22 protein-coding genes are annotated in these 26,149 nt (G+C 61.1%); 19 read left to right on the forward strand and 3 right to left on the reverse strand.

From position 1 onward, the window contains the following. Window positions 1–327: 327 nt before the first annotated feature. The 5 genes from HFO99_RS20500 (at window position 328) to exoR (ending at window position 7,317) form a co-directional block, all read left to right on the forward strand. Window positions 328–1,188, forward strand: coding sequence for a PopZ family protein (locus tag HFO99_RS20500; protein ID WP_222363211.1), 861 nt, complete (start codon window positions 328–330; stop codon window positions 1,186–1,188). A gap of 116 nt (window positions 1,189–1,304) precedes the next feature. Then, entirely contained in the window at window positions 1,305–4,148 is a 2,844-nt protein-coding gene (locus tag HFO99_RS20505) for a valine--tRNA ligase (protein ID WP_222363212.1), read from the forward strand. A gap of 400 nt (window positions 4,149–4,548) precedes the next feature. Then, on the forward strand, window positions 4,549–5,796 hold the full coding sequence (locus HFO99_RS20510; RefSeq protein ID WP_222363213.1) for an OmpP1/FadL family transporter: 1,248 nt from the start codon (window positions 4,549–4,551) through the stop codon (window positions 5,794–5,796). A 230-nt stretch (window positions 5,797–6,026) separates the two neighbouring features. After that, the gene (locus tag HFO99_RS20515) at window positions 6,027–6,497 is read left to right on the forward strand and encodes a hypothetical protein (RefSeq protein WP_222363214.1); all 471 of its coding nucleotides are present in this window, start codon (window positions 6,027–6,029) and stop codon (window positions 6,495–6,497) included. Window positions 6,498–6,516: 19 nt separating this feature from the next. Continuing rightward, the gene (gene exoR / locus HFO99_RS20520) at window positions 6,517–7,317 is read left to right on the forward strand and encodes an exopolysaccharide production regulator ExoR (RefSeq protein WP_222363215.1); all 801 of its coding nucleotides are present in this window, start codon (window positions 6,517–6,519) and stop codon (window positions 7,315–7,317) included. A gap of 114 nt (window positions 7,318–7,431) precedes the next feature. Here exoR and xth read toward each other — a convergent pair whose 3' ends face one another. Together xth and erpA are read right to left on the reverse strand one after the other, a co-directional pair. Further along, window positions 7,432–8,223, reverse strand: coding sequence for an exodeoxyribonuclease III (gene xth, locus HFO99_RS20525; RefSeq protein WP_222363216.1), 792 nt, complete (start codon window positions 8,221–8,223; stop codon window positions 7,432–7,434). A 227-nt stretch (window positions 8,224–8,450) separates the two neighbouring features. Next, window positions 8,451–8,783 carry an iron-sulfur cluster insertion protein ErpA gene (gene erpA, locus HFO99_RS20530; protein WP_018073369.1) on the reverse strand — a complete coding sequence of 111 codons (333 nt, stop codon included), beginning with the start codon at window positions 8,781–8,783 and terminating at the stop codon, window positions 8,451–8,453. Between the two features lie 222 nt (window positions 8,784–9,005). Between erpA and HFO99_RS20535 the strand changes: the two genes are divergently transcribed. The 13 genes from HFO99_RS20535 (at window position 9,006) to HFO99_RS20595 (ending at window position 24,565) form a co-directional block, all read left to right on the forward strand. Continuing rightward, window positions 9,006–10,223, forward strand: a complete 1,218-nt coding sequence (locus tag HFO99_RS20535; RefSeq protein ID WP_222363217.1) for a deoxyguanosinetriphosphate triphosphohydrolase — start codon at window positions 9,006–9,008, stop codon at window positions 10,221–10,223. 65 nt (window positions 10,224–10,288) lie between these two features. After that, window positions 10,289–12,046, forward strand: a complete 1,758-nt coding sequence (argS, locus tag HFO99_RS20540) for an arginine--tRNA ligase (protein ID WP_222363218.1) — start codon at window positions 10,289–10,291, stop codon at window positions 12,044–12,046. Window positions 12,047–12,107: 61 nt separating this feature from the next. Next, on the forward strand, window positions 12,108–15,326 hold the full coding sequence (locus tag HFO99_RS20545; protein ID WP_222363219.1) for an SPOR domain-containing protein: 3,219 nt from the start codon (window positions 12,108–12,110) through the stop codon (window positions 15,324–15,326). Window positions 15,327–15,442: 116 nt separating this feature from the next. After that, a complete protein-coding gene (gene nagZ, locus HFO99_RS20550; RefSeq protein WP_222363220.1) occupies window positions 15,443–16,456 on the forward strand; it encodes a beta-N-acetylhexosaminidase in 1,014 nt (337 codons plus the stop codon). 18 nt (window positions 16,457–16,474) lie between these two features. Next, complete coding sequence (locus HFO99_RS20555; protein WP_222363221.1) at window positions 16,475–17,332, forward strand: segregation and condensation protein A; 858 nt, start codon at window positions 16,475–16,477, stop codon at window positions 17,330–17,332. Further along, on the forward strand, window positions 17,329–18,045 hold the full coding sequence (scpB, locus tag HFO99_RS20560) for an SMC-Scp complex subunit ScpB (RefSeq protein WP_222363222.1): 717 nt from the start codon (window positions 17,329–17,331) through the stop codon (window positions 18,043–18,045). Before HFO99_RS20555 ends, scpB begins: the two co-directional genes overlap by 4 nt. A gap of 181 nt (window positions 18,046–18,226) precedes the next feature. After that, a complete protein-coding gene (locus HFO99_RS20565; protein WP_018073376.1) occupies window positions 18,227–18,418 on the forward strand; it encodes a twin-arginine translocase TatA/TatE family subunit in 192 nt (63 codons plus the stop codon). 51 nt (window positions 18,419–18,469) lie between these two features. After that, window positions 18,470–19,081: a Sec-independent protein translocase protein TatB gene (gene tatB, locus HFO99_RS20570; RefSeq protein WP_222363224.1), complete on the forward strand. Its 612-nt coding sequence runs from the start codon at window positions 18,470–18,472 to the stop codon at window positions 19,079–19,081. Continuing rightward, entirely contained in the window at window positions 19,078–19,905 is an 828-nt protein-coding gene (tatC, locus tag HFO99_RS20575) for a twin-arginine translocase subunit TatC (RefSeq protein ID WP_222363226.1), read from the forward strand. Before tatB ends, tatC begins: the two co-directional genes overlap by 4 nt. 101 nt (window positions 19,906–20,006) lie before the next feature. Beyond that, complete coding sequence (gene serS, locus HFO99_RS20580) at window positions 20,007–21,290, forward strand: serine--tRNA ligase (protein ID WP_222363228.1); 1,284 nt, start codon at window positions 20,007–20,009, stop codon at window positions 21,288–21,290. Window positions 21,291–21,294: 4 nt separating this feature from the next. Further along, a complete protein-coding gene (gene surE, locus HFO99_RS20585; protein WP_222252793.1) occupies window positions 21,295–22,068 on the forward strand; it encodes a 5'/3'-nucleotidase SurE in 774 nt (257 codons plus the stop codon). Then, window positions 22,065–22,718 (forward strand): protein-L-isoaspartate(D-aspartate) O-methyltransferase, encoded by a 654-nt coding sequence (locus HFO99_RS20590; protein WP_222302193.1) that lies wholly within the window; start codon window positions 22,065–22,067, stop codon window positions 22,716–22,718. The genes surE and HFO99_RS20590 overlap by 4 nt, the downstream gene beginning before the upstream one ends. 242 nt (window positions 22,719–22,960) lie before the next feature. Continuing rightward, window positions 22,961–24,565, forward strand: a complete 1,605-nt coding sequence (locus tag HFO99_RS20595; RefSeq protein ID WP_222363230.1) for a M23 family metallopeptidase — start codon at window positions 22,961–22,963, stop codon at window positions 24,563–24,565. Between the two features lie 54 nt (window positions 24,566–24,619). On the opposite strand, the gene HFO99_RS20600 is transcribed toward HFO99_RS20595, so the two are convergent. Further along, complete coding sequence (locus HFO99_RS20600) at window positions 24,620–25,492, reverse strand: ATP-binding protein (protein ID WP_222363232.1); 873 nt, start codon at window positions 25,490–25,492, stop codon at window positions 24,620–24,622. 309 nt (window positions 25,493–25,801) lie between these two features. Here HFO99_RS20600 and yajC point away from each other — a divergent pair, with 309 nt between their 5' ends. After that, complete coding sequence (gene yajC / locus HFO99_RS20605; protein WP_003558894.1) at window positions 25,802–26,149, forward strand: preprotein translocase subunit YajC; 348 nt, start codon at window positions 25,802–25,804, stop codon at window positions 26,147–26,149.

Raw genomic sequence — 26,149 nt, forward strand, 5'->3', positions numbered from 1 at the left:
CTTGCCGACGAAATTCAGCGACGGGCGCCATCGGCGCCCGTTTTTTATCCGCGCCGCTGGAAAGCCTTCACAAACGTCGTTTATCCTGACGTCGCCACGCCGGACCGGATGGATGTGATGCGCTTGAACTTCTGTTTCACGGGATGTTTCCTCCGCAACATCGCGACAGGCTTTGCGGGTGGCAAACTTCAGGTAACAAAACTGTGCATGGCCGCATTCATTTGATTCGCGATGATTTTTTTCACGCCTGGGGTATTCTAAGGTCGTGGTGATTCGGATGAATGCTCCACACCATCCGATCGTTGTTTTGGAATAACGGGGATAGATATGGCTCAGCCAAGTGTAGTGCGTGAACCGTCCATGGAAGAAATTCTGGCCTCCATCCGCCAGATTATCGAAAGCAATGAGCCCGGCGCCGGCAAGGCGATTTCTGCATCCCTGCCGCCGGTCTACGGCGCCGACGAGGATGATAACAGCTCCGAAATCCATCTGACGGTCGACGACACCTATGCCGGTGTGGAGTTCCCCGAACCGGTCATGCGCTCCTCCGATCCGCGTTTCGTCGCCGCCAATTCGGCCGGCACCGCTCCCGAAGCAGAAGTGCCGGCCCGCGCGCTGTCGCTTGCCGATGTCGCCGCCCGCGTGCGCGCTGCCTCCGAGCGCAGCGCCGTGCAAGCCGGTCAGGCGCTGCGCGAAATTCCGAGCGGTTTCCGCCAGCCCGAACCGCAGTCGGCCGTGATGCCGGAACCGCTGCGCGCCGCGGCACCACAGCCGCAGCCTGTTTTCTCGGCTGCCGCAGCGCCCGTTCAGCATGTTGCAACCCAGCAGCCGGCCGAGCCGGTTGTTATGGAAACGCCCGAGGTGGCCGTCGCCGAGCCAGCGCCTGCTGTCGAAACAGTGCCGCCGGCGTTGGAACCCGCCCAGTCGTCGACCGACCGTTTCCTGCCGAGCGTCATGGACGAGGTCCAGCCGACGCTGCTTTCGGAGGATGCCGGCCTGCAGATCAGCCGCTCCTTCGAGGAACTCGCCGCCGCGATCGACGGTGCCGAGCGCCGCTCGCTGGACGAGATCGCAGAGGACATGCTGCGCCCGATGCTGCGCGAATGGCTGGATGATAATCTGCCGACACTGGTCGAGCGGTTGGTGCGCGAGGAAATCGAGCGCGTGGCCCGCGGCCCGCGCCGCTGATCGGATTGCTTTTTCCTGAAAAGCCGCTCCGGTCTCCGGGGCGGCTTTTTTATTGACTTGGCCGTGGCCATCCTATTTACAAACGCCCATCCTCGAACCTCGAAATTGGTCAGAAAATGCTCGACAAGACCTATGATTCCGCTGCCGTCGAACCGAAAATCGCCGCGATATGGGATGAGGCGGACGCTTTCCGCGCCGGCGCGAACGCCAAAGCCGGGGCCGAGACCTTTACCATCGTAATCCCGCCGCCGAATGTCACCGGTTCGCTGCACATGGGCCATGCGCTGAACAACACGCTGCAGGACATCCTGGTGCGCTTCGAGCGCATGCGCGGCAAGGACGTGCTCTGGCAGCCGGGCATGGACCACGCCGGCATCGCCACGCAGATGGTCGTCGAGCGCAAGCTGATGGAACAGCAGCTGCCGGGCCGCCGCGACATGGGCCGCGAAGCCTTCATCGACAAGGTCTGGGAATGGAAGGCTGAATCGGGCGGCCTGATCTTCAACCAGCTGAAGCGCCTGGGTGCGTCATGCGACTGGTCGCGTGAACGTTTCACCATGGACGAAGGCCTGTCGAAGGCCGTTCTCGAAGTTTTCGTCACGCTCTACAAGCAGGGCCTGATCTATCGCGACAAGCGTCTGGTCAATTGGGATCCGAAACTCTTGACGGCGATTTCCGATATCGAAGTCGAGCAGCACGAGGTCAAGGGCAATCTCTGGCACCTGCGCTATCCGCTGGAAAAGGGCGTAACCTACCAATACCCGATTGCATTCGATGAGGAAGGCAAGCCGACCGAATTCGAGACGCGCGATTATGTGGTCGTCGCAACGACACGACCGGAGACCATGCTGGGCGATACCGGTGTGGCCGTCAATCCGAAGGATGAACGCTATCAGGGCATTGTCGGCAAGCATGTCATTCTGCCGATCGTCGGCCGCAGGATTCCGATCGTTGCCGACGATTATGCCGATCCGGCTGCCGGCACCGGCGCGGTGAAGATAACGCCCGCGCACGATTTCAACGACTTCGACGTCGGCAAGCGCGCAGGTCTTCGCGTCATCAATATCATGAACGGCGACGGCACGATCACCATCAAGGACAATGAGGATTTCCTCGAAGGCCTCGACAATCCGGCGGCGCTGCATGGCGCCTGGGACCGCCTGGAAGGGCAGGACCGTTTCTATGCGCGCAAGGTCATCGTCGAGATTCTCGAAGAGGCGGGCCTCGTCGACAAGATCGAGCCGCACAAGCACATGGTCCCGCACGGCGACCGCGGCGGCGTGCCGATCGAGCCGCGGCTGACCGAACAATGGTATGTCGATGCCAAGACGCTCGCCGAGCCGGCGATCGCCTCGGTCCGCGAAGGCCGCACCAGGATGGTGCCGAAGAGCTGGGACAAGACCTATTACGAATGGATGGAAAACATCCAGCCCTGGTGCGTCTCCCGTCAGCTCTGGTGGGGTCACCAGATCCCCGCCTGGTACGGCCCGGACGGCCAGGTCTTCGTTGAAAAGACCGAGGAAGAGGCGCTGCAGGCGGCGATCCAGCATTACCTCTCGCATGAGGGGTCGATGAAGGCCTATGTCGAGGACCTGCTCGAAAACTTCAAGCCGGGCGAGATCCTGACGCGTGACGAGGACGTGCTCGACACCTGGTTCTCCTCAGCACTCTGGCCCTTCTCGACGCTCGGCTGGCCGGACGAGAGGCCGGAGCTGGCGCGTTATTACCCGACCAATGTTCTCGTTACCGGCTTCGACATCATCTTCTTCTGGGTTGCCCGCATGATGATGATGGGCCTGCACTTCATGAAGGACGAGGACGGCGAACCCATCGAGCCCTTCCAGACCGTCTATGTCCACGCGCTGGTGCGCGACAAGAATGGGCAGAAGATGTCGAAATCGAAGGGCAATGTCATCGATCCCTTGGAGCTGATCGACGAATATGGCGCCGACGCGCTGCGGTTCACCCTGGCGATCATGGCGGCGCAGGGCCGCGACGTGAAGCTCGATCCGGCCCGCATTGCCGGCTACCGCAATTTCGGCACCAAGCTCTGGAACGCCACGCGCTTCGCTGAGATGAATGGTGCGAAGAGCGACCCGCACTTCGTGCCGGAGGCCGCCGAACTCACCATCAACCGCTGGATCCTGACGGAACTTGCCCGTACGGAACGTGACGTTACGGAAGCGCTGGAAGCCTTCCGCTTCAACGATGCCGCGGGTGCGCTCTATCGCTTCGTCTGGAACGAGGTCTGCGACTGGTATCTCGAGCTGTTGAAGCCGGTTTTCAATGGCGAAGACGAGGGCGCCAAGGCGGAAGCCCAGGCCTGCAGCGCTTATATTCTCGAAGAGATCTACAAGCTGCTGCATCCGTTCATGCCCTTCATGACCGAAGAGCTTTGGGCGCATACGGCAGGCGAAGGCAAAGAGCGCGACACATTGGTCTGCCATGCCGAATGGCCGGCGCCGTCCTATGCCGACGACCGGGCCGCCGACGAGATCAACTGGCTGATCGACCTCGTTTCCGGCATCCGTTCGGTGCGCGCCGAAATGAATGTGCCGCCGTCGGCGACAGCGCCGCTCGTCGTCGTCAAGGCCAATAACCTGACACGCGAAAGGCTGTTCCGCCACGACGCCGCCATCAAGCGGCTTGCGCGCGTCGAGGCGATATCGCTGGCTGAGGATGCGCCCAAGGGTGCCGCTCAGATCGTCGTCGCCGAGGCTACCATCTGCCTGCCGCTCGGCAATCTGATCGACCTTTCCGCCGAAAAGGCTCGCTTGGAAAAGGCGATTGCCAAGATGGAAGGTGAGATCTCCCGCATCGATGGCAAGCTCTCCAACGAGAAGTTCGTCGCCAACGCCAATCCCGACGTGGTCGAAGCCGAGCGCGATCGTCTCGAGGAACTGAAGGATCAGATCGCCAGCCTGAGGATCGCTCTTTCCAGGGTGAGCGAAGCCGGGTAAGTTTCACCGGCCCATTTTGGTAAGTTATTTCAAAGACGCGCCCTCCGCCGGCGCGTCTTTTTGTCGTTCTGGGCGCATGCGATTCGGTCGCGAAAACGGCCAGTTTCGGGCGCGGAACCTGTGGATTGTGGCTGAACGGGCGTCCAGAGGGCGGAAACTGCCGCTGTTGTGGGATTGATACAGATTCCGCAATGTTTGGAATGAAAACCCAAAAGCCCACCTGAAATTAGACAAGTCTGGAATAAAATTTTATTAACCAGGTTTTTTGACGTGTCCGTCAATTTCTTTACGTAAGTTGGTCATTGCAATGCCCGGGAGCGCTGCCGTAGGGCGCGTTGCCATATCACGCGAACACTTACTAGAGTGGGATCAAATCAATTGCTGGAGTGGGGGAGACACAATGGCATCTCGTAGGCTTTCCAGGGGCATAACGTCGCTCGTTCTTCTTTCGTCGCTTGCATCGCCGTCCTTCGCCGGGGGGCTGGAGCGCGGCGGCTATAACATCGATCAGTTGTTCGACACGTCGCCTTTCACGTTTCAGTCCGGTGTGACCTACGTCACACCGCAACGCAGGCTGAAGGATGTCCGAGATACGGATACGTCGATATTCTCAGGCGGCGGCAATCTGAACAGCCGTCCAAACACAGCTGACGATACCTCAAATTACACCCTCCCTTATATTGGCTTTAAGGCTGGATTTGGCGACGCAATCGACTGCTTGGTCGACTATTCAGAGCCCTTCGGCGGGCATACCGACCCCGGTGTGAACTGGGCCGGCGCCAACAATAACATTGAGACAGAGATCAAAACCCGCAACTATGGCGGCACCTGCTCCTATCGTTTTGATGTTGGCCCTGGGCAGCTTCGCTTCATCGGCGGCGCTTTCTATCAGGAAGTCGAAGGCTTCAAGGAACGTCTGGTTTCAACGCTTCCGCTTCTGCTCGGTACCGGAACTGGCGTCGGTCGCCTCGATATCGACGATAGCGGCTGGGGCTGGCGCGCCGGTCTCGCCTACGAGATACCGGAATATGCGATGCGTGCGAGCCTCGTCTATAACAGCCGTGTCAACTACGATAACCTGACCGGGACCGTTGATCTGCGTCAGGTTCCAATTGTGCCGCTATATGGGGGCCAGGTCACACCTGTTTCCGGTTCCGCCGAAGCACCGGATTCTCTGGAGCTGAAGTTACAAAGCGGCATCGCTCCGGATTGGCTTGCATTCGGATCGGTTAAATGGACAAATTGGAGTGTCCTGCAGTCGGTAGCATTCTGCCCGACCAACGGGTTGCCTTGCCCAGCGGGTGGTCTAACTTCGCTCGACCTTCTTTACCAGGACGGCTGGACGATCTCCGGTGGTGTCGGCCACAAGTTCAACGACCAGTGGGCAGGTGCAGTCAGCCTCACCTGGGACCGCGGCACCAGCCAGGGCTATGGCGCGCAGACCGATAGCTGGACGCTGGGGCTCGGTGCAGCCTTCACGCCGACCGAACATATCGAATGGCGCGTCGCCGGTGCCGTGGGCGTGTTGACGAGCGGTTCATCCGGCGTCGTGACCCAGAACGGCGTCACATTTGGAGATGATGTCTCCTATTCCTTTGGCAACGATCTGGTCGCCGCGCTGTCGACGAGCCTAAAGATCAAGTTCTAATTCTCCCATTTGAAGAATTGAAGAGCCCGGCGGTGCCGGGCTCTACTTTATTCGCGCCCGTTAATCATGCCATTACCCGGTCCCGCTTTGTGACGATTCAGCAACACATTTTTACGACGTTTGGCGTATGGTGGTAGTGGGGCGAATTTGTCCATTTCCCGCCACAAAGAGGGCGCAGCGCTATTTGCGGGCGAGGAGATGGCAGGCATACGGTGCGTGTAAAGAGTAGCATGGGTCGATTTTTTTCCGGGTACAACAGATCGTACTGCGCGATTGGCAATAATCGTTTGATTGCGGTCGTTTCGCTTTTCGAACACGGCTGTTCCAGCCGCCAATCCGGCCTCGCGACTAAGTCGTCGATCCATTCATTGTCATCGTTTTCGACCCGCTCGGATGAGCAGCCCGGCTTTGCCGGAAATGTCGATACCGGTTTCGTCACATTTAGTGTTTACGAATGCGATGAGGGCGGGAAGGCGGATGCCGCACCTGCCGAAATAGTGCCGCGGAAATTGCGGTCGGGCCATGCCGGGAGCCGGGTGGCTCTGAAGGATGTGCTGAGAATATCGCCTTTGAGAAAAGGCCAGTGGGCTGGATGCGACGCGGGCAAAGGAGCCATGGAGCTCGCCGCGGGATCGCTCGCCTCGAAGGAATACATCCGCGGGATGCACGGCGCCAGCGCCGTTGCCGCCTGCCTGGGATGAACGAAAGAAATCGGTTGAAATGGTGACGTCCGAGTTCAAACTGTTCAAATTCATGCTGGTGGGCATGTCGATAGCCGTAGCGCTGGCGCTGTCCGGTCCATGCCGCGCATTCGATATCAAAGGCGGCGTTAGCAAGGAATCCGGCCCCTTCGATCTCTTCAAGTTCGGCTTCAAAGCCTATAAGAACGGCCAGAAGGAAGAGGCGGTCGAAGCTTATAAATACGCCGCCGAAAAGGGGCACACAGGCTCGCGCTGGGCGCTCGCCAACATGTATGCCGACGGCGACGGTGTCACGCAGGATGATTTTGAAGCCTTCAAGATCTATAGCGAGATCGCCCAGCAGGGCGTCGAACCTGGTTCGGAAGATACGGGTTTCTTCGTCAACGCGCTGCTCTCGCTCGCCAGTTATTACAAGCATGGCATTGCCGGCAGCCCGGTCAGGATCGACCTCAGCCAGGCGCGCCAGCTTTATTTTCAGGTGGCCTCCACCTTTGGCGTGCCCGAGGCGCAGTTCCAGCTGGCGCAGATGATGCTGGCCGGCGAGGGCGGCAATGCCAGCCCGCAGCAAGCCAAGAAATGGCTAAACCAGGCTCGCAAGAGTGGCCATCCTGGCGCCATGGCGGTCTTCGGCAATATTCTGTTCGACGAAGGCCAGACGGCTCGCGGCCTGGCGCTAATGACGGCAGCACTCGACCGCTGCAAGCCCAAGGACTGCGGCTGGATGGAAGCGCTGCAGGAGCAGGCCTTCTCGGTTGCCAACGAATCCGACCGACGCACGGCGGTATCGCTGTCGCACACCATCGCGAGCGGTTCCGACTAGAGCAGTTCCGGGAAAAGTGCGAAGCGGTTTTCCGTCCGGAATTGCGTCAAAACAAAAGGTTAGAGCGGTCCTGCGCCCGTAAAAGCTGAACCGCTCTAAGCGCCGATCGGGCGCTCAGCCCGCCAAATCGAAATAGGCGATGACAGGCACGTGATCGGACGGCTTTTCCCAGGCCCGCACATGTTTTTCGATCGCTGCCGATGTCATTCGGTCGGCAGCTTCCGGCGATAGCAGCAGATGGTCGATGCGGATGCCGTTGTTTTTCGGCCAGGCGCCGGCCTGATAATCCCAGAAGGAATAGAACTGCGTCGCATCCGTCGTCGCGCGCACCGCATCCGTCAGCCCGAGATTTTCGAGCCTTCGGAACGCCTCCCGCGTCTGTGGCAGAAACAATGCGTCGTTTTCCCAGACCTTGGGATCGAAGCAGTCGTGCGGTTCCGGAATGACATTGTAATCGCCGGCAAGAACCAGCATCTCCTCATAGGCCAGCCGTTCAGCGGCGAACGTCCGTAGACGCTCCATCCAGGCGAGCTTGTATGGATATTTCTCCGTTTCGACAGGATTGCCGTTTGGTAGGTAGATGCAGCAGACGCGCAGGATGCGCGTATCGGACAGCGTGAACGCCGCTTCGAGGAAACGCGCCTGTTCGTCCAGCGGATCGCCGGGCAGACCACGGTTCACTTCGAAAGGTGAATTCTTGGAGAGGATCGCCACGCCATTGAAGCCTTTCTGGCCGTGCGTCTCGACGTGATAACCGAGCGCCTCGATCTCCAGCCGCGGGAAACCTTCGTTGACCGTCTTGATCTCCTGCAGGCAGACGATATCCGGATCGGAATCCTTCAGCCATTGCGTGAGATTGTCGATGCGCGCCTTGACGCCGTTGATGTTCCAGGTCGCGATCTTCATGGCTCTGTCTCGTTCCGCATAATGCATGTCGCCCAGAAGTGTGCAGCCGTTCTGGGATAACGACAGGCATAAAAACAAAGGGCTAAGGCGCACCGCATGAATCAGCGTCGATGCAGCGCACTTTAGTGCGCTTCTTTTATCGCGGTCTTTCACCGGCGGACAAGACGATAAACCGGCCGGAAGGAATTCTTCGGCCGGTTTGATGAGGAGTCCGTGCGTTTAGACGTTCAGATCGAGAAACTGGTGCCGCAGCCGCAGCTTGCCACCGCATTCGGGTTCTTGATCTGGAAGGATTGGCCAAGCAGATTGTCGACGAAATCGATCTCCGAGCCCGCCATGTAGACGAGCGACAGGCTGTCGATCAGCACTTTGGCATTGTTCTTCTCGACGATGATGTCGTCGTCCGCTGCGCTGTCGGCAAGATCGAACTTGTAGGAAAAGCCCGAACAGCCGCCGCCTTCGACGGAAACGCGCAAGGCGCTCTTGCCGGCTTCGGCGCCGACGATCGCAGCGATACGCTTTGCCGCGGCATCTGAAAGGGTTACACTTGTATCCGTCATATTTCCTCCTGCCGGGGTCAAGATCCGGAGAGAATGGGTTTTGGCACTCGAATGTTCAAATGCCTGATATCAAAGAAACTTACCATGATCTTCACGAAAAGGCGATGATGCGTCGAAGCGATTAGGGAAGAGCCTCTTTGCCGTTTCATCGACCTATAGGTATGAAGAGCACAAAGCGGCGTCAATGGGCAGATGCGGCAACTTGCAGGATGACGGTGAAGAATGACGATCGATACGCGGGCTTTGGGTTTCGGCAGCAGTGAAAGGGCGGTCTATGCGGCCGACCCCTGGACGACGCGCGGACGGCTCTATCAGGAGGACGGAAGCCCGACCCGCTCCGATTTCCAGCGTGACCGCGACCGCATCGTCCACACCACCGCCTTCCGCCGGCTGAAGCACAAGACCCAGGTTTTCATCGCCCAGGACGGCGATCATTACCGCACCCGGCTGACGCATACGATCGAAGTGGCGCAGATCGCCCGCGCTCTGGCCCGCGCGCTGAAGCTCGACGAGGATCTGGCCGAAGGCGTGGCGCTCGTGCACGATTTCGGCCACACGCCGTTCGGTCATACAGGCGAGGATGCGCTGCACGAGGTGCTGCTGCCCTATGGCGGCTTCGACCACAATGCACAATCGCTGCGCATCGTGACCAAGCTGGAGAGGCGTTATGCCGAATTTGACGGCATCAACCTGACATGGGAAAGCCTGGAAGGTCTCGTCAAGCACAATGGTCCGCTTCTGACGCCCGATGGAGTCGGCACGCACGGTCCCGTTCCGCAGCCGATCCTCGATTATTGCGAGCTGCACGATCTCGAGCTTGCAAGCTATGCCAGCCTCGAAGCCCAGGTCGCGGCGATCGCCGACGACATCGCTTATAATACCCACGATATCGACGATGGCCTGCGTTCCGGCTACCTGACTTTCGACATGCTGGAGGAAATCCCGTTTCTTGCCGGGCTAATGGCCGAGGTGAGGGAGCGATATCCGCACCTGGAGCCGAGCCGCTTCACCCATGAGATCATGCGCCGCCAGATCACCCGCATGGTCGAAGACGTGATCGGCGTAGCGCAGCAGCGCCTGTCCCTCTTGCGCCCTGAGAGTGCGGGCGACATCCGCGGCGCCGGCCAGGTTATTGCCACCTTTTCCGAGGGGATGGCCGAGACCGACCGGCAGATCAAGACGATGCTCTTCAAACGCATCTACCGCAATCCCGACATCATGCGTATCCGTGCCGGTGCCGCCCAGATCGTCACCGATCTCTTTGCCGCCTACATGACCAATCCGAAGGAGATGCAAAGCCATTACTGGGTCGATCATATCGCCGGCCTGTCCGATGCGCCGAAGGCCCGCCATGTCGGCGATTATCTGGCCGGCATGACCGACACCTATGCGATCAGCGCCCACAGGCGGCTGTTTGACCACACTCCTGATTTGCGATAGGCAGCGGTCGCCCACGCCGGGGGCCGATTTGAGCCTTTGGCACAGCCTATGCATGGAAGAGTGCGATGAACCTTTTTACCGACTTCGAAGCCAGGATCAAAACCGCCCTTGAACAGATCGATCCGGTCAGGGAAAAGCGATCCGAGCTCGATTTCGGCCGCATCACTGTTGAGCCGCCGCGTGACGCGAGCCATGGCGATGTCGCGACCAATGCCGCAATGGTGCTGGCAAAACCGCTCGGAACTAACCCGCGCGCGCTGGCCGATGTCATCATCGCCAAGCTGAAAGAAGATTCCGACGTCGCCGATGTCTCGGTCGCGGGTCCCGGCTTCATCAACATCCGTCTCGCCGTCGGCTACTGGCAGCGGCTGCTCGCCTCGATGATCGGCGCCGGTACCGATTACGGCCGCTCGACGCTCGGAAAGGGCAGGAAGGTCAACGTCGAATATGTCTCGGCCAACCCGACCGGGCCGATGCATGTCGGCCATTGCCGTGGCGCCGTCGTCGGCGACGCGCTCGCCAATCTGCTCGCTTTTGCCGGTTATGGCGTCGAGAAGGAATATTACATCAACGACGCCGGCTCGCAGATCGACGTGCTCGCCCGCTCCGTCTTCCTGCGCTATCGCCAAGCGCTCGGCGAAAAGATCGGCGAAATCCCCTCGGGTCTCTATCCCGGCGACTATCTCGTGCCCGTCGGCCAGTCGCTTGCCGCCGATTACGGCGTGCGGCTGCACAACATGCCGGAAGATCAATGGATGCCGATCGTCAAGGACCGCACGATCGATGCGATGATGGTGATGATCCGCGACGATCTGGCGGCGCTGAACGTCCATCATGACGTCTTCTTCTCCGAACGCACCCTGCATGCCAATGGCGCGGCCGCGATCCGCACGGCGATCAACGACCTGACCTTCAAGGGCTATGTCTACAAGGGCACGCTGCCACCACCGAAGGGCCAACTGCCCGAGGATTGGGAGGATCGCGAACAGACCCTGTTCCGCTCGACCGAAGTGGGCGACGATATCGACCGGCCGCTGATCAAGTCGGATGGCTCCTACACCTATTTCGCCGCCGACGTCGCCTACTTCAAGAACAAGTTCGACCGTGGATTCGACGAGATGATCTATGTGCTTGGCGCTGACCATGGCGGTTACGTCAAACGCCTGGAAGCGGTTGCACGTGGCGTTTCGGACGGTAAGGCGAAGCTGACAGTCCTGCTCTGCCAGCTCGTCAAGCTCTATCGCAACGGCGAACCGGTGAAGATGTCGAAGCGCTCAGGCGATTTCGTCACGCTTCGGGACGTCGTCGAAGAAGTCGGACGTGATTCGGTCCGGTTCATGATGCTTTACCGCAAGAATTCCGAACCGCTCGACTTCGATTTCGCTAAAGTGACGGAACAATCGAAAGATAATCCAGTCTTCTACGTGCAATATGCGCATGCTCGCTGCATGTCGGTCTTCCGGCAGGCGAGGGAGGCTTTTCCCGACCTCGATGTCTCGCCCGAGAAACTCGCGAAAACCGTTGCAGGCATTGGCGATCCGGCCGAATTGCAGCTCGTCGCCAAGCTTGCTGAATTCCCGCGTGTCGTCGAGGCAGCGGCCCAGTCGCAGGAGCCGCATCGCATCGCTTTTTACCTCTACGACGTCGCCAGTTCCTTCCACGCGCACTGGAACAAAGGTAAAGATCAGACGGAATTACGATTTGTTAATGATAAAAACCGAGAATCAAGTATTGCCAGACTTGGGCTGGTGTACGCCGTCGCGTCGGTTTTGAAGTCGGGACTCGCCATTACAGGCACTGCCGCACCGGACGAAATGCGATAACGTCACCATTTCCCCACAATGCGCTGGCATTTGAGCGTTGGCGTTTGCGAGTGGGATAGGCATGGCTGATAAACAACTTGCGTATTATACGCGCGGAAAAAACGATCTGTTTGGCGACGATGATCCGTTGGCTGAACTTGCCCGTATCGTCGGCTTCGAGCCGCGTGTTGCAGCGAATACCGTGACCGAGGCCGATCGCCGCGAGCCCGCCCTCGATCTCGAGGACGAGCTCGGACGTGAGTTCGACCGTTACGATTCGCCCCGTCCGCTCGCAGAGCTCGACCGACCCGCCGAGCCGATCTCTGATGACATGCCTGAAGATTACATCGAGCCGGTTCTCGATGCTTCTCCGGCTACCGGAAATGCGGAGGTTCCTGAGCCGGTTTCCATCGCCGCGGTTGAGGCTGAAGAAGCAGCTGTGCCTGCCACAGGGAATGGGGACGCATCTGCCGCCGACTGGGCAGAGCAGCTTTCCCCAGAGCCGGAGGCATCGCTGCAATCAGCATTCGGCGGTGCGCGCGACCTGATCGAGGAGCTTGAGCTGTCGATCGGCGCCGCACCCGTCTCTTCGCTGGCGCAGCCCGCCAAGGCGCCGCAATGGTCGGCTGCCAGCATCAGGCTGCCGCTTGCCAATTTCCATGCTCCGAAACGCGAAGAACCGGTCGTTTTGCCGGAGCCTGTGGCCGAGACGGTCGTAGCACCGGCAGCTGAAGTGCCGTCTGTCGATCTTCCTGTCCTGGAGCCTGAACCTGTCATCGAACCGCCGGCGCCTGTCGCCGCTATCGAGCCTTCCGAGGAATTCGAATCCGCTTCTCCGTCGCTTGGCTTCCCCGCCGAACTCGACCGCCATGATGAGGTGATCGCGCCGGAAGAGACTGCCGAGGCCGAAGAATTCGTCGAAGTCGAGGAAGAACTGGAGGATTTCGGGTCCGATGCCGGTTTCGATCTGATCGCCGCCGCCGTCGAGGGCGAGATCCAGGCCGATGCCGCGCTGACCGAGGTCGTGCCGGATGTTCCGCACACCGCCGGCACTTTCGATCTTGACGATCTGCTCGCCGACGTCTCGCGTTATCCGGTGCCGCAACGTGCCAATTCGGCGCCCGTCACGCCGCCGCCCGCATCGATTGAGGCCGCGCCCGTTCCTGCCGCCCCCGTGGCAGACGCACCTGTCCAGACCGAGGTGATCGCCCCCCCACCAGTCGCCGCAGTGCCCGTCCGGCCTGCTCCGGTCTATGCTGCCGAAGCCGCAAGGCCGGTCGCGCCGCAGCTTGCAGAGGTCGTTGCGCCAGAGCCTGCTGCAACGGCATATTCGCGGGCGCCGCAGCCGGTACCGGAAGCCGAAGACCCCTTCGCTGGCCATGATTTCGAGTTGGATCTTGCTGGCATCGAGCTGGAACTCGCCGATCTCGATTTCTCCGAGCCGTCCGAGCCCGCGCCGCAGCTTGAGATGCCGGCGCCTGCTCCCCAGCAGGCAGCGGCCGTCCTGCCTCGGTCCGATCCCGTTTTTGCTCCTGAGCCACAAACTCCGGCTTACCAGCAGGTCGCTGCCCCCTCACGGCCGGCTCCAGCCTTCGTTCCCGAGCCGCAGGCTCCAGCTCCGGCTCCGGCCTTCAACTGGGCGTCCGCCGGCGACTCAACCGAAGACCTGCCATTCGATCCGGCGATGATCTCTGACCCGGAGGATCGTCCCGAGACCGTCGATGACATGCACGTGCCGGCGCTGCCGTCAGTGGAGCAGCCCGCCCCGGTCGCGAAGTCAGCAGATTACGAGTTCGATCTCGACGCAGAGATCGCCAGCTTCTTTGAACCGGCCAAGCCGCGGGAAACACCGGCGCCTGCCCGGGATACGGCTGCCGCCGCGGCAAAGCCTGTCAAGCCTACCATCGCCGACGGCCTCGACGATTTCGAACGGGCGCTGGAGGAGGATTTCCGCCGCAGCGTGCGTGAACCGGTCGAGCGCCGTGAGACCTCCGAAGTTCGTATCGAATCGGCAAGCCAGGCCGCTGATTTCAGCCGCGCCAGATCGATGCGTCGGCTGCTTGCCGGGGCCGTAGCGCTCGTGGTCTTTGCCGGCGTCGGTTATGGCGTCTATTCCTCCGTCTGGAACGGCGAAGGGCTCGGCATTGTCGCGTCCGGTGAGCCGCGGGTGATCACCGCCGACAAGGAGCCGGTCAAGGTCGTTCCGGAAAATCCTGGCGGCAAGACCGTGCCGAACCAGGACAAGGCCGTCTACGACCGCGTTGCGGGTTCTGCCGAAGAGCCGAAGCAGAAGGCGCTCGTTTCTTCCGACGAGGCGCCCGTCGATGTCGTCCAGCGCACGCTGACACCGGAAGCGCTGCCTGAGGACGACGAGAACGCCAACGCCGACGATCAGGTCACGCCGACTGCGGTCGGTGAGACGGAGGATCCGCGTCTGCTGCCGGACCAGGACAACGCCGACAAGGCTCTCGCAAGCGACGCCGACAAGACGCCGTCCGTTTCGCCGCGCAAGGTCCGCACGATGATCGTCAAGCCTGACGGTACGTTGGTCGCCCGCGAGGAACCGGCGCCCGTCGATCAGCCATCGCCGTCTGCCCCGGCGACGCAGTCTGCTCAGGTGACACAGTCTGCCGAGGCGACGCCGCCGGCTCAGCCACCGTTGACGGCTCAGTCGACCCCATCCGTGCAATCGACCCCGCCCGTGCCGCCAGTCGGTGGAACGGCTGCGAGCTTCCCGGCAAGCGCCGAGGTCGCTTCCGCCGATGCGCGTTCTGCAGCCCCGGTCGAAACCGCACCGGTACAGCCGCCGCTCGCCAGCGGTGCCGACGCGCAGGCCGCAAATCCCGCTCTGGTCGCTCCGCCGGTGCGCCCGATCAAGAGCTCGGCGATCACCGATACCGCTCCGATCCCGACCGCCCGTCCGGTCGATCAGCCCGTCAACGTCGTCGGCACCGTCACCGAGAAGGGCAATGTCCGCCCGCCCGCGCAGCAGCCGAAGACGACTGAGGTCGCGGCCGCAGCACCAGTCGCCGCAAAGCCGCAGCAGGCCGCATCCGCCGGCGGCTACGGCATCCAGATCGCCTCGCTGCCTTCGGAAGACGAGGCGACCAAATCCTATGCCAACCTGTCGAAGAAATTCGCCAGCGTGCTTGGTGGCCGCAGTCATGAGATCCGCAGGGCCGATATCGCTGGCAAGGGCACTTTCTATCGTGTCCGCATTCCGGCCGGCTCCAAGGACGAGGCCGCAGCACTCTGCGAACAGTATCGCGCAGCGGGCGGAAGCTGCCTGATCTCCAAGTAGAATCGGTTTTTTTGGATAGAATTTAAGAGCGGCGGGCCGGATCGGTCCGCCGCTCTTTTTTGTGCATCGCGCCGGACCTTGCTCGCATTTGACCGGGCGCCGTCTATGATTCCGATATGACCGAATCAAAAGCGATGATCCTTGGCTGTAGCGGCCTTGCCCTCACATCCGAAGAGAAGGCCTTTTACCGGGGCGAAAGACCCTGGGGCTTCATCCTCTTCGGGCGCAACATCTCCGAAGCACCGCAGATCGCCGATCTCGTCGCCGAACTGCGCGACAGCGTCGGCTGGCATGCGCCGGTGCTGATCGACCAGGAGGGCGGCCGCGTCCAGCGCATCCGTCCGCCCGTTCTGGCGCGTTATCCTTCCGGCCAGGCGCTCGGCGATCTCTATCGCTGCGATCGCGCGCTCGGCCTGCGCGCCGCTTGGCTGATGTCGCGGCTGCACGCCTTCGACCTTTCGAGCCTCGGCATCGATGTCGATTGCCTGCCGGTGCTCGATGTGCCGGTCGAGGGCAGCAGCAACGTCATCGGCGACCGCGCCTATGGCGGCGATCCCGAGACCGTCATCGCAATGGGAAAAGCGGCTGCCGCAGGGCTGAAGGCCGGCGGCCTGTTGCCTGTAATGAAGCATATGCCCGGCCACGGCCGCGGCTTTGCCGATTCGCATCTGGAGCTGCCGGTCGTCACTGTCTCGCGCCATGAGCTGGAACTCCATGATTTCCCGCCCTTTGTCGCGATGAAGGGCGAGTTGATGGCCATGACCTGCCACGTCGTTTTCGCCGCCATCGACCCGGACAATCCAGCGACGACCTCGCGCAGGGTGATCGATGGCATCATCCGCGAACACATCGGGTTTAACGGTCTGCTGCTCTCCGACGACAGCTCGATGAACGCACTTTCCGGCACGATCGGTGAACGTGCGGCGAATATCATTGCAGGCGGATGCGATATCGTGCTGCATTGCAACGGCAATATGGACGAGATGCTAGATGTCGTGGCAAATGTTCCGCCGCTCGCCGGCATATCGCTTGCCCGCGCAAAAGCGGTGGAAGCGGGCTTCGCGGCGCCGGATACTTCAGATGAAGCGGAATTGAGGATGGAATTCGAGGCGATGTTTGCGACGGTCTGATCGTAAGGGAGCAGGGTGGTGAGCACGATCAAGGGGACGGAACGTCCGCGGGCGGCAACGCCAATGGACAAGTTGTGGCAGGATAACGGTGCCGAGCGCGCCAGCCACGAGCCGGCGCTGGTGATCGACGTTGCCGGCTTCGAAGGCCCGCTCGACCTGTTGCTCTATCTCGCCCGCAACCAGAAGGTCGACCTGTCGCGCATTTCGGTGCTGGCGCTCGCCGAGCAATATCTGCTGTTCATCGAAAGCGCCCGGCGTATCCGCATCGAGCTTGCCGCCGATTACCTTGTCATGGCAGCCTGGCTTGCCTATCTCAAGTCGAAGCTGCTCATTCCCCAGCAGGCCAAGGATGACGGCCCTTCCGGCGAGGAGCTGGCGGCAACACTCGCCTTCCGCCTGAAACGTCTCGAAGCCATGCGACAGGCGGCGGACGGTCTCGTCAACCGCAACCGCCTCGGCCGCGATATCTTCGTGCGCGGCGCACCCGAGCATATACCCGACCGGCAGCAATCCGCCTATGCGGCAAGCCTCTACGATCTCTTGACCGCCTATGCGGCGCTGCGCCAGCGCCATGCCGTCACCCAGGTGACGATCGAGCGGCGTACCGTCTGGTCGCTGACCGACGCCCGCGAACTGCTGGCCCAGATGATCGGCGAGATCGGCGACTGGACGGCGATGGAGCATTATCTGCTGCGTTATCTCGCCGCGCCCGAGGAGCGCGTCACGGCAATCGCCAGCGCCTTTGCCGCCTCGCTGGAGCTGGTGCGCGAGGGCAAGCTCGAAATCCGCCAGGACGGCGCCTTTCAGCCGATATATATGCGCCGCGGTCCGAAACATGCCACGCTGCAGGTGGTCGAACAGGAGCAGCCGGCTTGATCGATCCGAGGAGCGAAGAGGAATTCGACGGCAATTTCGAAGACCGGGGCCGCGATCTGCAGGCCGAGATCGAGGCCGAGCGCATCGCCGAGGCGCTGGTTTTCGCCTCCTCGCAACCGGTCTCCGAGGGCTTCCTCGCCGAGCGCCTGCCTGAGAAGACCGACGTGCACGCGATCATGCTGCGCCTGAAGGAGCAATATGCGCCGCGGGGCGTCAATCTCGTGCAGGTCGAAGGCGCCTGGGCCTTCCGCACCGCCGCCGACCTGTCCTTCGTCATCCGTCGTGATGAGAATGAGGTGAAGAAGCTTTCGCGCGCCGCACTGGAAGTGCTGGCGATCATCGCCTATCACCAGCCGGTGACGCGTGCCGAAATCGAGGATATCCGCGGCGTCCAGACCTCGCGCGGCACGCTCGACGTACTGATGGAAGCCGGCTGGGTACGGTTTCGCGGCCGCCGGCGCACACCGGGCCGGCCGGTGACATTGGGCACGACGCGCGATTTTCTCGACCATTTCGGCCTGGAAGAGTTGCGCGATCTGCCTGGTCTCGAAGAATTGAAGGGGGCGGGCCTGCTGTCGGGCCGCATCCCGGCGAACTTCAATATTCCCTCGCCGTTGATGAACGACGAATTGACCGAGGACGAAGATCCGATCACCCAGATGGATCTCGAAGAACTGGGGTTGCTGGCCCCGCGTTCTACCTCCGAAGATTGAAGGACTTCGTCTTGCTTTTGCCACGCATGACGAAAACAATAGTGCTCACCATTTTTCGACGGATCTGTGGCTTGTCACAAAGGGCGATACCGTGACATTAAGCACAGTTCAAAGGGCTTGATGTTGGAAACGGTGTGGGAAATTCTTACATTAGGGAACATCACAACAGGGAGTAAGCGTAATGGGTTCTTTTGGCATCTACCACTGGCTGATCGTTCTGGCCGTCGTGCTGTTGTTGTTCGGTCGCGGCAAGATTCCGGAACTGATGGGCGATGTCGCCAAGGGCATCAAGAGCTTCAAGAAGGGCATGACGGACGAGGACGCGCCGGACACGGCAAAGACCGTCGATCACAAGGCCGACGAAACGAAGTAACCAAGTCCGGGAAAAAGCGCAGCCCCCGCGCTTCCCGTCCAGGAGCCTTGCATGTTCGATATTGGCTGGACCGAGCTTTTGGTCATCGCGGTGGTACTGATCGTGGTCGTCGGTCCCAAGGATTTGCCGCCGATGCTGCGCGCTTTCGGCAAGATGACGCAGCGCGCCCGCAAGGTGGCGGGTGAATTTCGTGCGCAGTTCGACGAAGCGTTGCGCGAAGCCGAGCTTGACGATGTCCGCCAGACGATCAGCGACGCCCAGAAACTGAACCCGGTCAACAGCCTGCGCGAGGCGATGAACCCGCTTCGCCAGATGGGCAATGAGATCAAGGCCGACCTGCAGAAGTCGACCACGATCACGGAAAACAAGTCCGAGGTGCCGCCCGACGCTGTCGCAGCCCCGACGCCGTCGATGAGCCTGCCGGAGACGCCGCCATTGGTAGCGACGCCTGCGCCGTCGGAACCCGTCGCAGCAGCGATCGTGCAGGCCGATACGGTTGCCGCCGAGCCGAAACCCGTGCGCAAGCCGCGCGTCAAGGCTGCCGACAAGGTCGACGCTGCGGCCGCTATTGCCGTGCCTGTGGAAAAACCGAAACGCACGACGGCAGTCAGGAAGCCTGCAACGCCGAAGAAGCCGGCGCAGACGAAGAAGGACGAGGCATGAGCGGTGATATCGAAGACAAGCCGCAGCCGTTGATCGAGCACCTGATGGAGCTGCGCAAGCGGCTGATGTGGTCGATCGGCGCGTTTTTCGTCGCCTTCATAGCATGCTTCTTTTTTGCCAAGCATCTCTTCAACTATCTGGTCATTCCCTACAAGACAGCCGTCGTGTGGGCGCATCTCGACGTCGAGAAGGCCCAGCTCATCTACACCGCGCCGCAGGAATTCTTCTTCACGCAGGTCAAGGTGGCGATGTTTGGCGGCCTTGTGGTCGCGTTCCCGATCATTGCCGCCCAGGTCTACAAGTTTGTGGCGCCCGGCCTCTACAAGAATGAGCGCCAGGCTTTCCTGCCGTTCCTGATTGCCTCGCCGGTCCTGTTCCTGATGGGCGGCGCGCTCGTCTATTTCTTCTTCACGCCGATGGTCATGTGGTTCTTCCTATCGATGCAGCAGGCGCCGGGTCATGACGAGATAGCGATCTCGCTGATGCCGAAGGTCTCGGAATATCTGAGCCTGATCATGACGCTGGTCTTCTCCTTCGGTCTCGTCTTCCAGCTTCCCGTCGTCACCACGCTGCTCGCCCGTGTCGGTCTTCTGACGTCGCAATGGCTCGCCGAAAAGCGCAAGTTTGCCATCGTCCTCGCCTTTGTCGTCGCTGCCGTGCTGACGCCGCCGGACCCGATGTCCCAGATCGGCCTTGCGATCCCGACGATCCTTCTCTACGAGATTTCCATCTATGCGGCGCGACTCGTGGAGCGCCAGCGTGCCCGGCAGGCGGTCGAAAAGGACACCGGATCCGCGGACGTTGCCAAGACGGACAGCGTCTGAGCGGCGATCCCAATCCTCCTTTGTGAACGCCGTTTCACATCCGGCCGAGGCCCGATCAGGCTTTGGCCGGGTCATCTCTATTGCAATGACCTGGAACGACGATGCTCGATATCAAATGGATCCGTGAGAATCCCGAAGCGCTCGATGCCGCCCTTGCCAAGCGCGGCGCGGAGCCTCTGGCCCAAAGTCTCGTTGCCCTCTATGAAAAGCGGCGTTCCGCCGTGCAGAAAGCGCAGGACTTGCTGTCCCGCCGCAACCTCGCCTCCAAGGAGATTGGTGCGGCGATGGCTCAAAAGAATAGCGAGCTTGCCGAGAAGCTAAAGGCCGAGGTCGCCGAACTCAAGACCCTGCTGCCGGCGATCGAGGAAGAGGATCGGCAACTGACGGCCGAACTCAACGACGCTTTGTCGCGCATCCCGAACATCCCCTTCGACGACGTCCCGGTCGGTAAGGACGAGCATGACAATGTCGTCACCCGCACCGTCGGCGAAAAGCCGCGCTGGAACCACACGCCGAAGGAGCACTTCGAAATCGGCGAGGCGCTCGGCTATATGGATTTCGAGCGCGCCGCCAAGCTCTCCGGCTCGCGCTTCACGGTTCTGACCGGGCCGCTCGCCAAGCTCGAGCGCGCGCTCGGCCAGTTCATGATCGATCTCCACACCAGCGAGCACGGCTATACCGAGGTCAGCTCGCCACTGATGGTGCGCGCTGAAGCGGTGTTCGGCACCGGCAGCCTGCCGAAGTTCGAAGAGGATCTCTTCAAGACCACGGATGGCCGCTATCTGATCCCGACGGCCGAAGTGACGCTCACCAATCTGGTACGCGAGGAAATCCTCGATCAGGAAAATCTGCCGTTGCGCTTCACCGCGCTGACGCCGTCCTTCCGCTCGGAAGCAGGCTCTGCCGGCCGTGATACGCGCGGCATGCTGCGCCAGCACCAGTTCTGGAAATGCGAACTCGTCTCGATCACCGATGCCGAGAGCGCCGTTGCCGAGCATGAACGCATGACTGCCTGCGCTGAGGAAGTGTTGAAACGCCTCGGCCTGCATTTCCGCACCATGACGCTTTGCACCGGCGATATGGGCTTCGGCTCGCGCAAGACCTACGATCTCGAAGTGTGGCTGCCGGGACAGAATGCCTTTCGTGAAATCTCCTCCTGTTCGGTCTGTGGCGATTTTCAGGGCCGCCGAATGAACGCGCGCTACCGCGGCAAGGAAGACAAGAGCAACAGGTTCGTCCACACGCTGAACGGTTCCGGCACGGCCGTCGGTCGCTGCCTGATCGCCGTCCTCGAAAATTATCTGAATGAGGACGGTTCCGTCACGATTCCGGACGTTTTGCTGCCTTATATGGGCGGATTGACCAAGATCGAACGGGCGGCCTGAGGCGATGCGCATCCTGCTTACGAATGACGACGGCATTCACGCCGAAGGCTTGGCTGCACTGGAGCGGATCGCGCGCACGCTGTCCGACGATGTCTGGATCGTGGCGCCCGAGACCGACCAGAGCGGCTTGGCCCATTCGCTGAGCCTCTCCGAACCTCTGCGGCTGCGCAAGATTTCCGAGAAGCATTTCGCTCTGCGCGGCACGCCGACCGATTGCGTCATCATGGGCATCAGGCAGGTGATGGACATCAAGCCGGACCTCGTCCTGTCCGGCGTCAATTCAGGCTCGAACGTTGCCGACGACGTGACCTATTCCGGCACGATCGCCGGGGCCATCGAGGGCACCATGCAGGGCGTGCGCTCCTTCGCGCTGAGCCAGGCCTATCTCTATGAGGACGGCGCGCGCATCGTGCCCTGGGAGGTCTGTGAGACCCATGCCCCGGCTCTTTTGGAAAAGCTGATGGTCCTGGACCTGCCGGAGGGCACGTTCCTCAATCTCAACTTCCCGAACTGCCGTCCCGACGAAGTCGATGGCGCCGAGGTGACTATGCAGGGCAAGCTGGCCTTCAACCTGCAGGTCGACGCCCGCTCCGACGGCCGGGGGTTTCCTTATTACTGGCTGAAGTTTGGCGAACGCGCCGGCGCCTTCATCGAAGGCAGCGATATTCACGCCCTGAAGCATAACAAGATTTCGGTAACGCCTTTGAAACTGGATCTGACCGATTATTCCGTGACGGACCGCGTGGCGCGGGCCTTGGGATACGGAGCACAAGTTTGACGGCAAGACTGGCGGAGAAGGAGGGCTTTGCTGCGCTCGTCCTTAGATTGCGTGCCGAAGGCATCTCCGACCTCGATCTGCTGACGGCGGTCGAGCAGACGCAGCGCTCACAGTTTGTACCGCCGCAATTTGCCGATGACGCCTATTCGAGCCGGACGATCCCGATCGAATGCGGCTCTTTTCTCGAAGGCATCGATTTTGCCGTCCGCGTCCTGCATCACCTGAAGCTCAAGCCCGGCCAACGCGTCCTGGAGATCGGCACCGGAAGCGGTTTCACCGCCGCCGTCATGGGCCGCATGGCCGAGCGTGTCTTGTCCATCGATCGCTACAAGACGCTGACGACGGCAGCGCAGCGGCGCATGGAATCGCTTGGCCTGCGCAGCGTCGTCATCCGCCACGCCGACGGCAGCGCCGGCATGCAGGGTGAGGGCACCTTCGACCGCATCTTGGTGACGGCCGCCTTCAACGCGATGCCGCGCTTTTATACCGACCAGCTCGTTTCCGGCGGCTCGATGATTGCGCCGCTGATGATTTCCGAGAACGAGTGTCGCATGGTGCGGCTGACGAAAACCGGCAGCCGCTTCGAACGCGAGGAACTGTTCGACGCTCCATATCTGCCGATCGTTCCGCGCCTTGCCTCACTGCTGTAGATGTGGACGACTTCAGGCCGCATCGGCCTGAAATCCGACCATCAAAAAAACAGAGCATGAGGTTGTGCGAAAGCCGCTCAGGCTTTTTGGCATCATGCTCGCCACACTGCGATTTTTCATCCGTAAGCTATGGTTATCAATTTCTCAAAAATATCGCACTGATTCCAGCATCTTAACCGCGTGGTAATACTAACGCGCTTTAATAGACTCACAAATGGTTGCGTTCTTCAGTGGGTCGAGTCATGCGTTTCAGTCTTTCGCCAAAGTTCGGGAAGTCGGCCGGTAATCTTCTGGTTGTTGGCCTGCTGGCAAGTGCCGCAACGGGCTGCAGTTCCGATGTGACACGGTTTGGCGGTTTGTTTTCCTCCTCCGGGCAGGACCAGATCACCACAAGCTCCATTCCGCGCAGGAATATGAACGGTTCTCAGGGCGATCCGGTGCCGCGCGCCGATCTCGGCGGTTTGGCCGTTGCCAGCCAGTCGGGCTACGGCGGCGGCAATGACGCGCTGAACCAGCCTTATCCCGCACGCCAGGGTTACGATCCGACCCGCACGTCGAGTTCGAGCGCGCGTCTCGCTTCGGCGCCGGTCTCGGTGCAGCGTTCCGAGCTGGCCGCGCCGACGGCTGTTGCCCCCTCCCGGCAGCGGGAAAAGGAAGTCGCGCTCGCCCAGCCTTTCCCGTCTGCGCCGCAGGCTGAAAAGCCGCGATTGGTTGCGCCGGCGGCACCCAGGATGACGCCCGATACGCTGACGACCGGCACGACGCCGAAGGTTTCCGGCTGGTCCGCGACCAACGCTCCATCGGTGACGCTGCGTCCGGGTGAAAGCATCGCCACGCTCTCAAGGCGTTTTGGTGTACCGGAAAAAGAAATTCTGCGCGTCAATGCTCTGAAGACGGCATCTGCCGCCCAGCCTGGCCAGGCGATCCTGATCCCGACCTTCAACGGCGGCAATGCCGCCAAGGCGGCATCGCAAGCGACTGATCTTTCCAAGCCCGGCAAGATGCCGGAGGCGCCGAAGGCGCCTGAGCAGAACGTTGCCGTCATTCCAGGCGCCAATTCAGCCCGCGACAAGACGTTGGCGAGTGCCGATACCACCGGCAAAATTCCCGCCGGCACCGGCAAGGATCCGAAAGCGCCTGCCGGCACCTATGTCGTCAAGCAAGGTGATTCCCTGGCAAAGATTGCCAAGGCGACTGGCAGCAATGTCGACAACCTCAAGGCCGCCAATAATCTGTCGGCCAACTCGCTGCGGATCGGTCAGGCCCTGAAGATCCCGAACGGCACCGCCGACAATATCAAGACGGCCTCGATCCCAGCAGAGAAAGTCGATCCGAAGCCGACCCAGCCGGCGGCTGCCCAGCAGACGGCGTCCGTTCAGCCCGCGCCCTATAAGGCGCCGGCCGCTACCCAGACCGTCGACGATGTCGAGAAGAAGTCGGACGTCAGCTCCGCCGCACCGGAATCGACCGGCATCGGCAAATACCGTTGGCCGGTGCGCGGCCAGGTCATTGCTTCATACGGCGCCAACGTCAACGGCAGCCGCAATGACGGCATCGATATCTCGGTACCGCAGGGCACGCCGATCAAGGCCGCTGAAAACGGCGTCGTCATTTATGCCGGCAACGGCCTGAAGGAACTCGGCAACACCGTTCTCGTCCGTCACGACGACGGCACGGTCACCGTCTACGGCAACGCCGATACGCTGAGCGTCACTCGCGGCCAAAAGATCCAGCGCGGCCAGACCGTCGCCGTCTCCGGCATGAGCGGCGACGTCAAGCAGCCGCAGGTGCATTTCGAGGTGCGCAAGGACGCGTCCCCGGTCAACCCGATGACTTTCCTGGAATAGGTACTGCGTACCAGGAAGCGCAAAAGCCCGGCCGCCAGCCGGGCTTTTGTTGTTTCAGGCTCTGTCGATGTGAACACGCATGCGTCCGGCCAGGTCTTGGATATATTGCCAGGCGACGCGGCCGGAGCGCGCGCCGCGCGTCGTTGCCCATTCCAGCGCCTCGGCATGCATCTTGTCGCGTTCGAGCCCGAGCTTGAAGTGATCGGCATAGCCGTCGATCATCCCGAGATAATCCTCCTGGCTGCATTTGTGGAAGCCGAGCCAGAGGCCGAAGCGGTCGGAAAGGGAAACCTTCTCCTCGACCGCCTCCGATGGATTGATCGCCGTCGACTGCTCGTTTTCCATCATGTGGCGCGGCAGAAGGTGGCGCCGGTTGGAGGTGGCGTAGAAGAGCACATTGTCCGGCCGCCCTTCGACGCCGCCGTCGAGTGCCGCCTTCAGCGACTTGTAGGCAGTGTCGTCGTGATCGAAGGAAAGATCGTCGCAGAAGACGATCACGCGGTAGGGCGTGTCCTTCAGGAGGTCGAGCAGATGGGGAAGGCTGGCGATATCCTCGCGATGGACTTCGACCAGCTTCAGCAAGATGCTGCTTTCGCGCCTGACATCTTCGTGGACGGCTTTGACCAGCGAGGATTTGCCCATGCCGCGCGCGCCCCAGAGCAGCACATTGTTGGCGGCATACCCCTCGGCGAAACGCACCGTATTTTCATGCAGGATGTCTCGCACATGATCGACGCCGCGGATGAGTGTCAACGCCACCCGGTTCGGCTTCTTGACCGGCTGCAGATGCTGGCGCAATGGCACCCAGACGAAACAGTCGGCAGCGTCCCAATCGTTGAGGGCAGGTGCCGGTCCGGCAAGACGTTCGACGGCGTGAGCGAGCCGTCTCAGTTCGGCGAGCAGGGCTGTGTTGATTTCCTCGGTCATCGGTGGCCTCCTGATTTCTCACTGCGGCAATCCGCTTTGATCTTTCGATGCCGCTAATGCATGTCGCCCGGAAGTGTGGAGCGGTTCCGGATAACGGCATGCTTGAAAACAGAAGAGCTAAAGCGCGTCGCATCGATCAAGTTCGATGCGACGCGCTTTAGCATGGCGTTTTGACGGCGGAAAGGTTATGAGGCAGCGGAATCGGTACTGTTTCCGGCTGTTTCTGTTGCATTCATCGAAGCCGTAACTATAGTCCGGCAACCTGAAAAGAGAGGCGGAGTTCCGCCGCCCAAGCCTGAGGAGTTTAGCATGTTCATCACCCCGGCATTCGCCCAGAGTGCGACCGATACCGCAACGGGATTCGGCGGCTCCGGTTTCGAAATGATCATCCTGTTCGTGCCGCTGATGGTCGTCTGGTACTTCCTGCTGATCCGTCCGCAGCGCGCACAGGCAAAAAAGCGTGAGGAAACCCTGAAGGCGATCCGTCGCGGCGACCAGGTCGTCACCGGCGGCGGTCTCGTCGGCAAGGTCACCAAGGTCGTTGACGAAAAGGAAGTCGAAGTTGAGATCGCTGATGGCGTGCGTGTGCGCATCGTCCGCAGCGGCATCTCCGAAATTCGCGTCAAGGGTGAACCGGTCAAGGCCGACGCGGCGTAA

The sequence above is a fragment of the Rhizobium leguminosarum genome (assembly GCF_019798305.1).
GTDB lineage: Bacteria > Pseudomonadota > Alphaproteobacteria > Rhizobiales > Rhizobiaceae > Rhizobium > Rhizobium leguminosarum_U.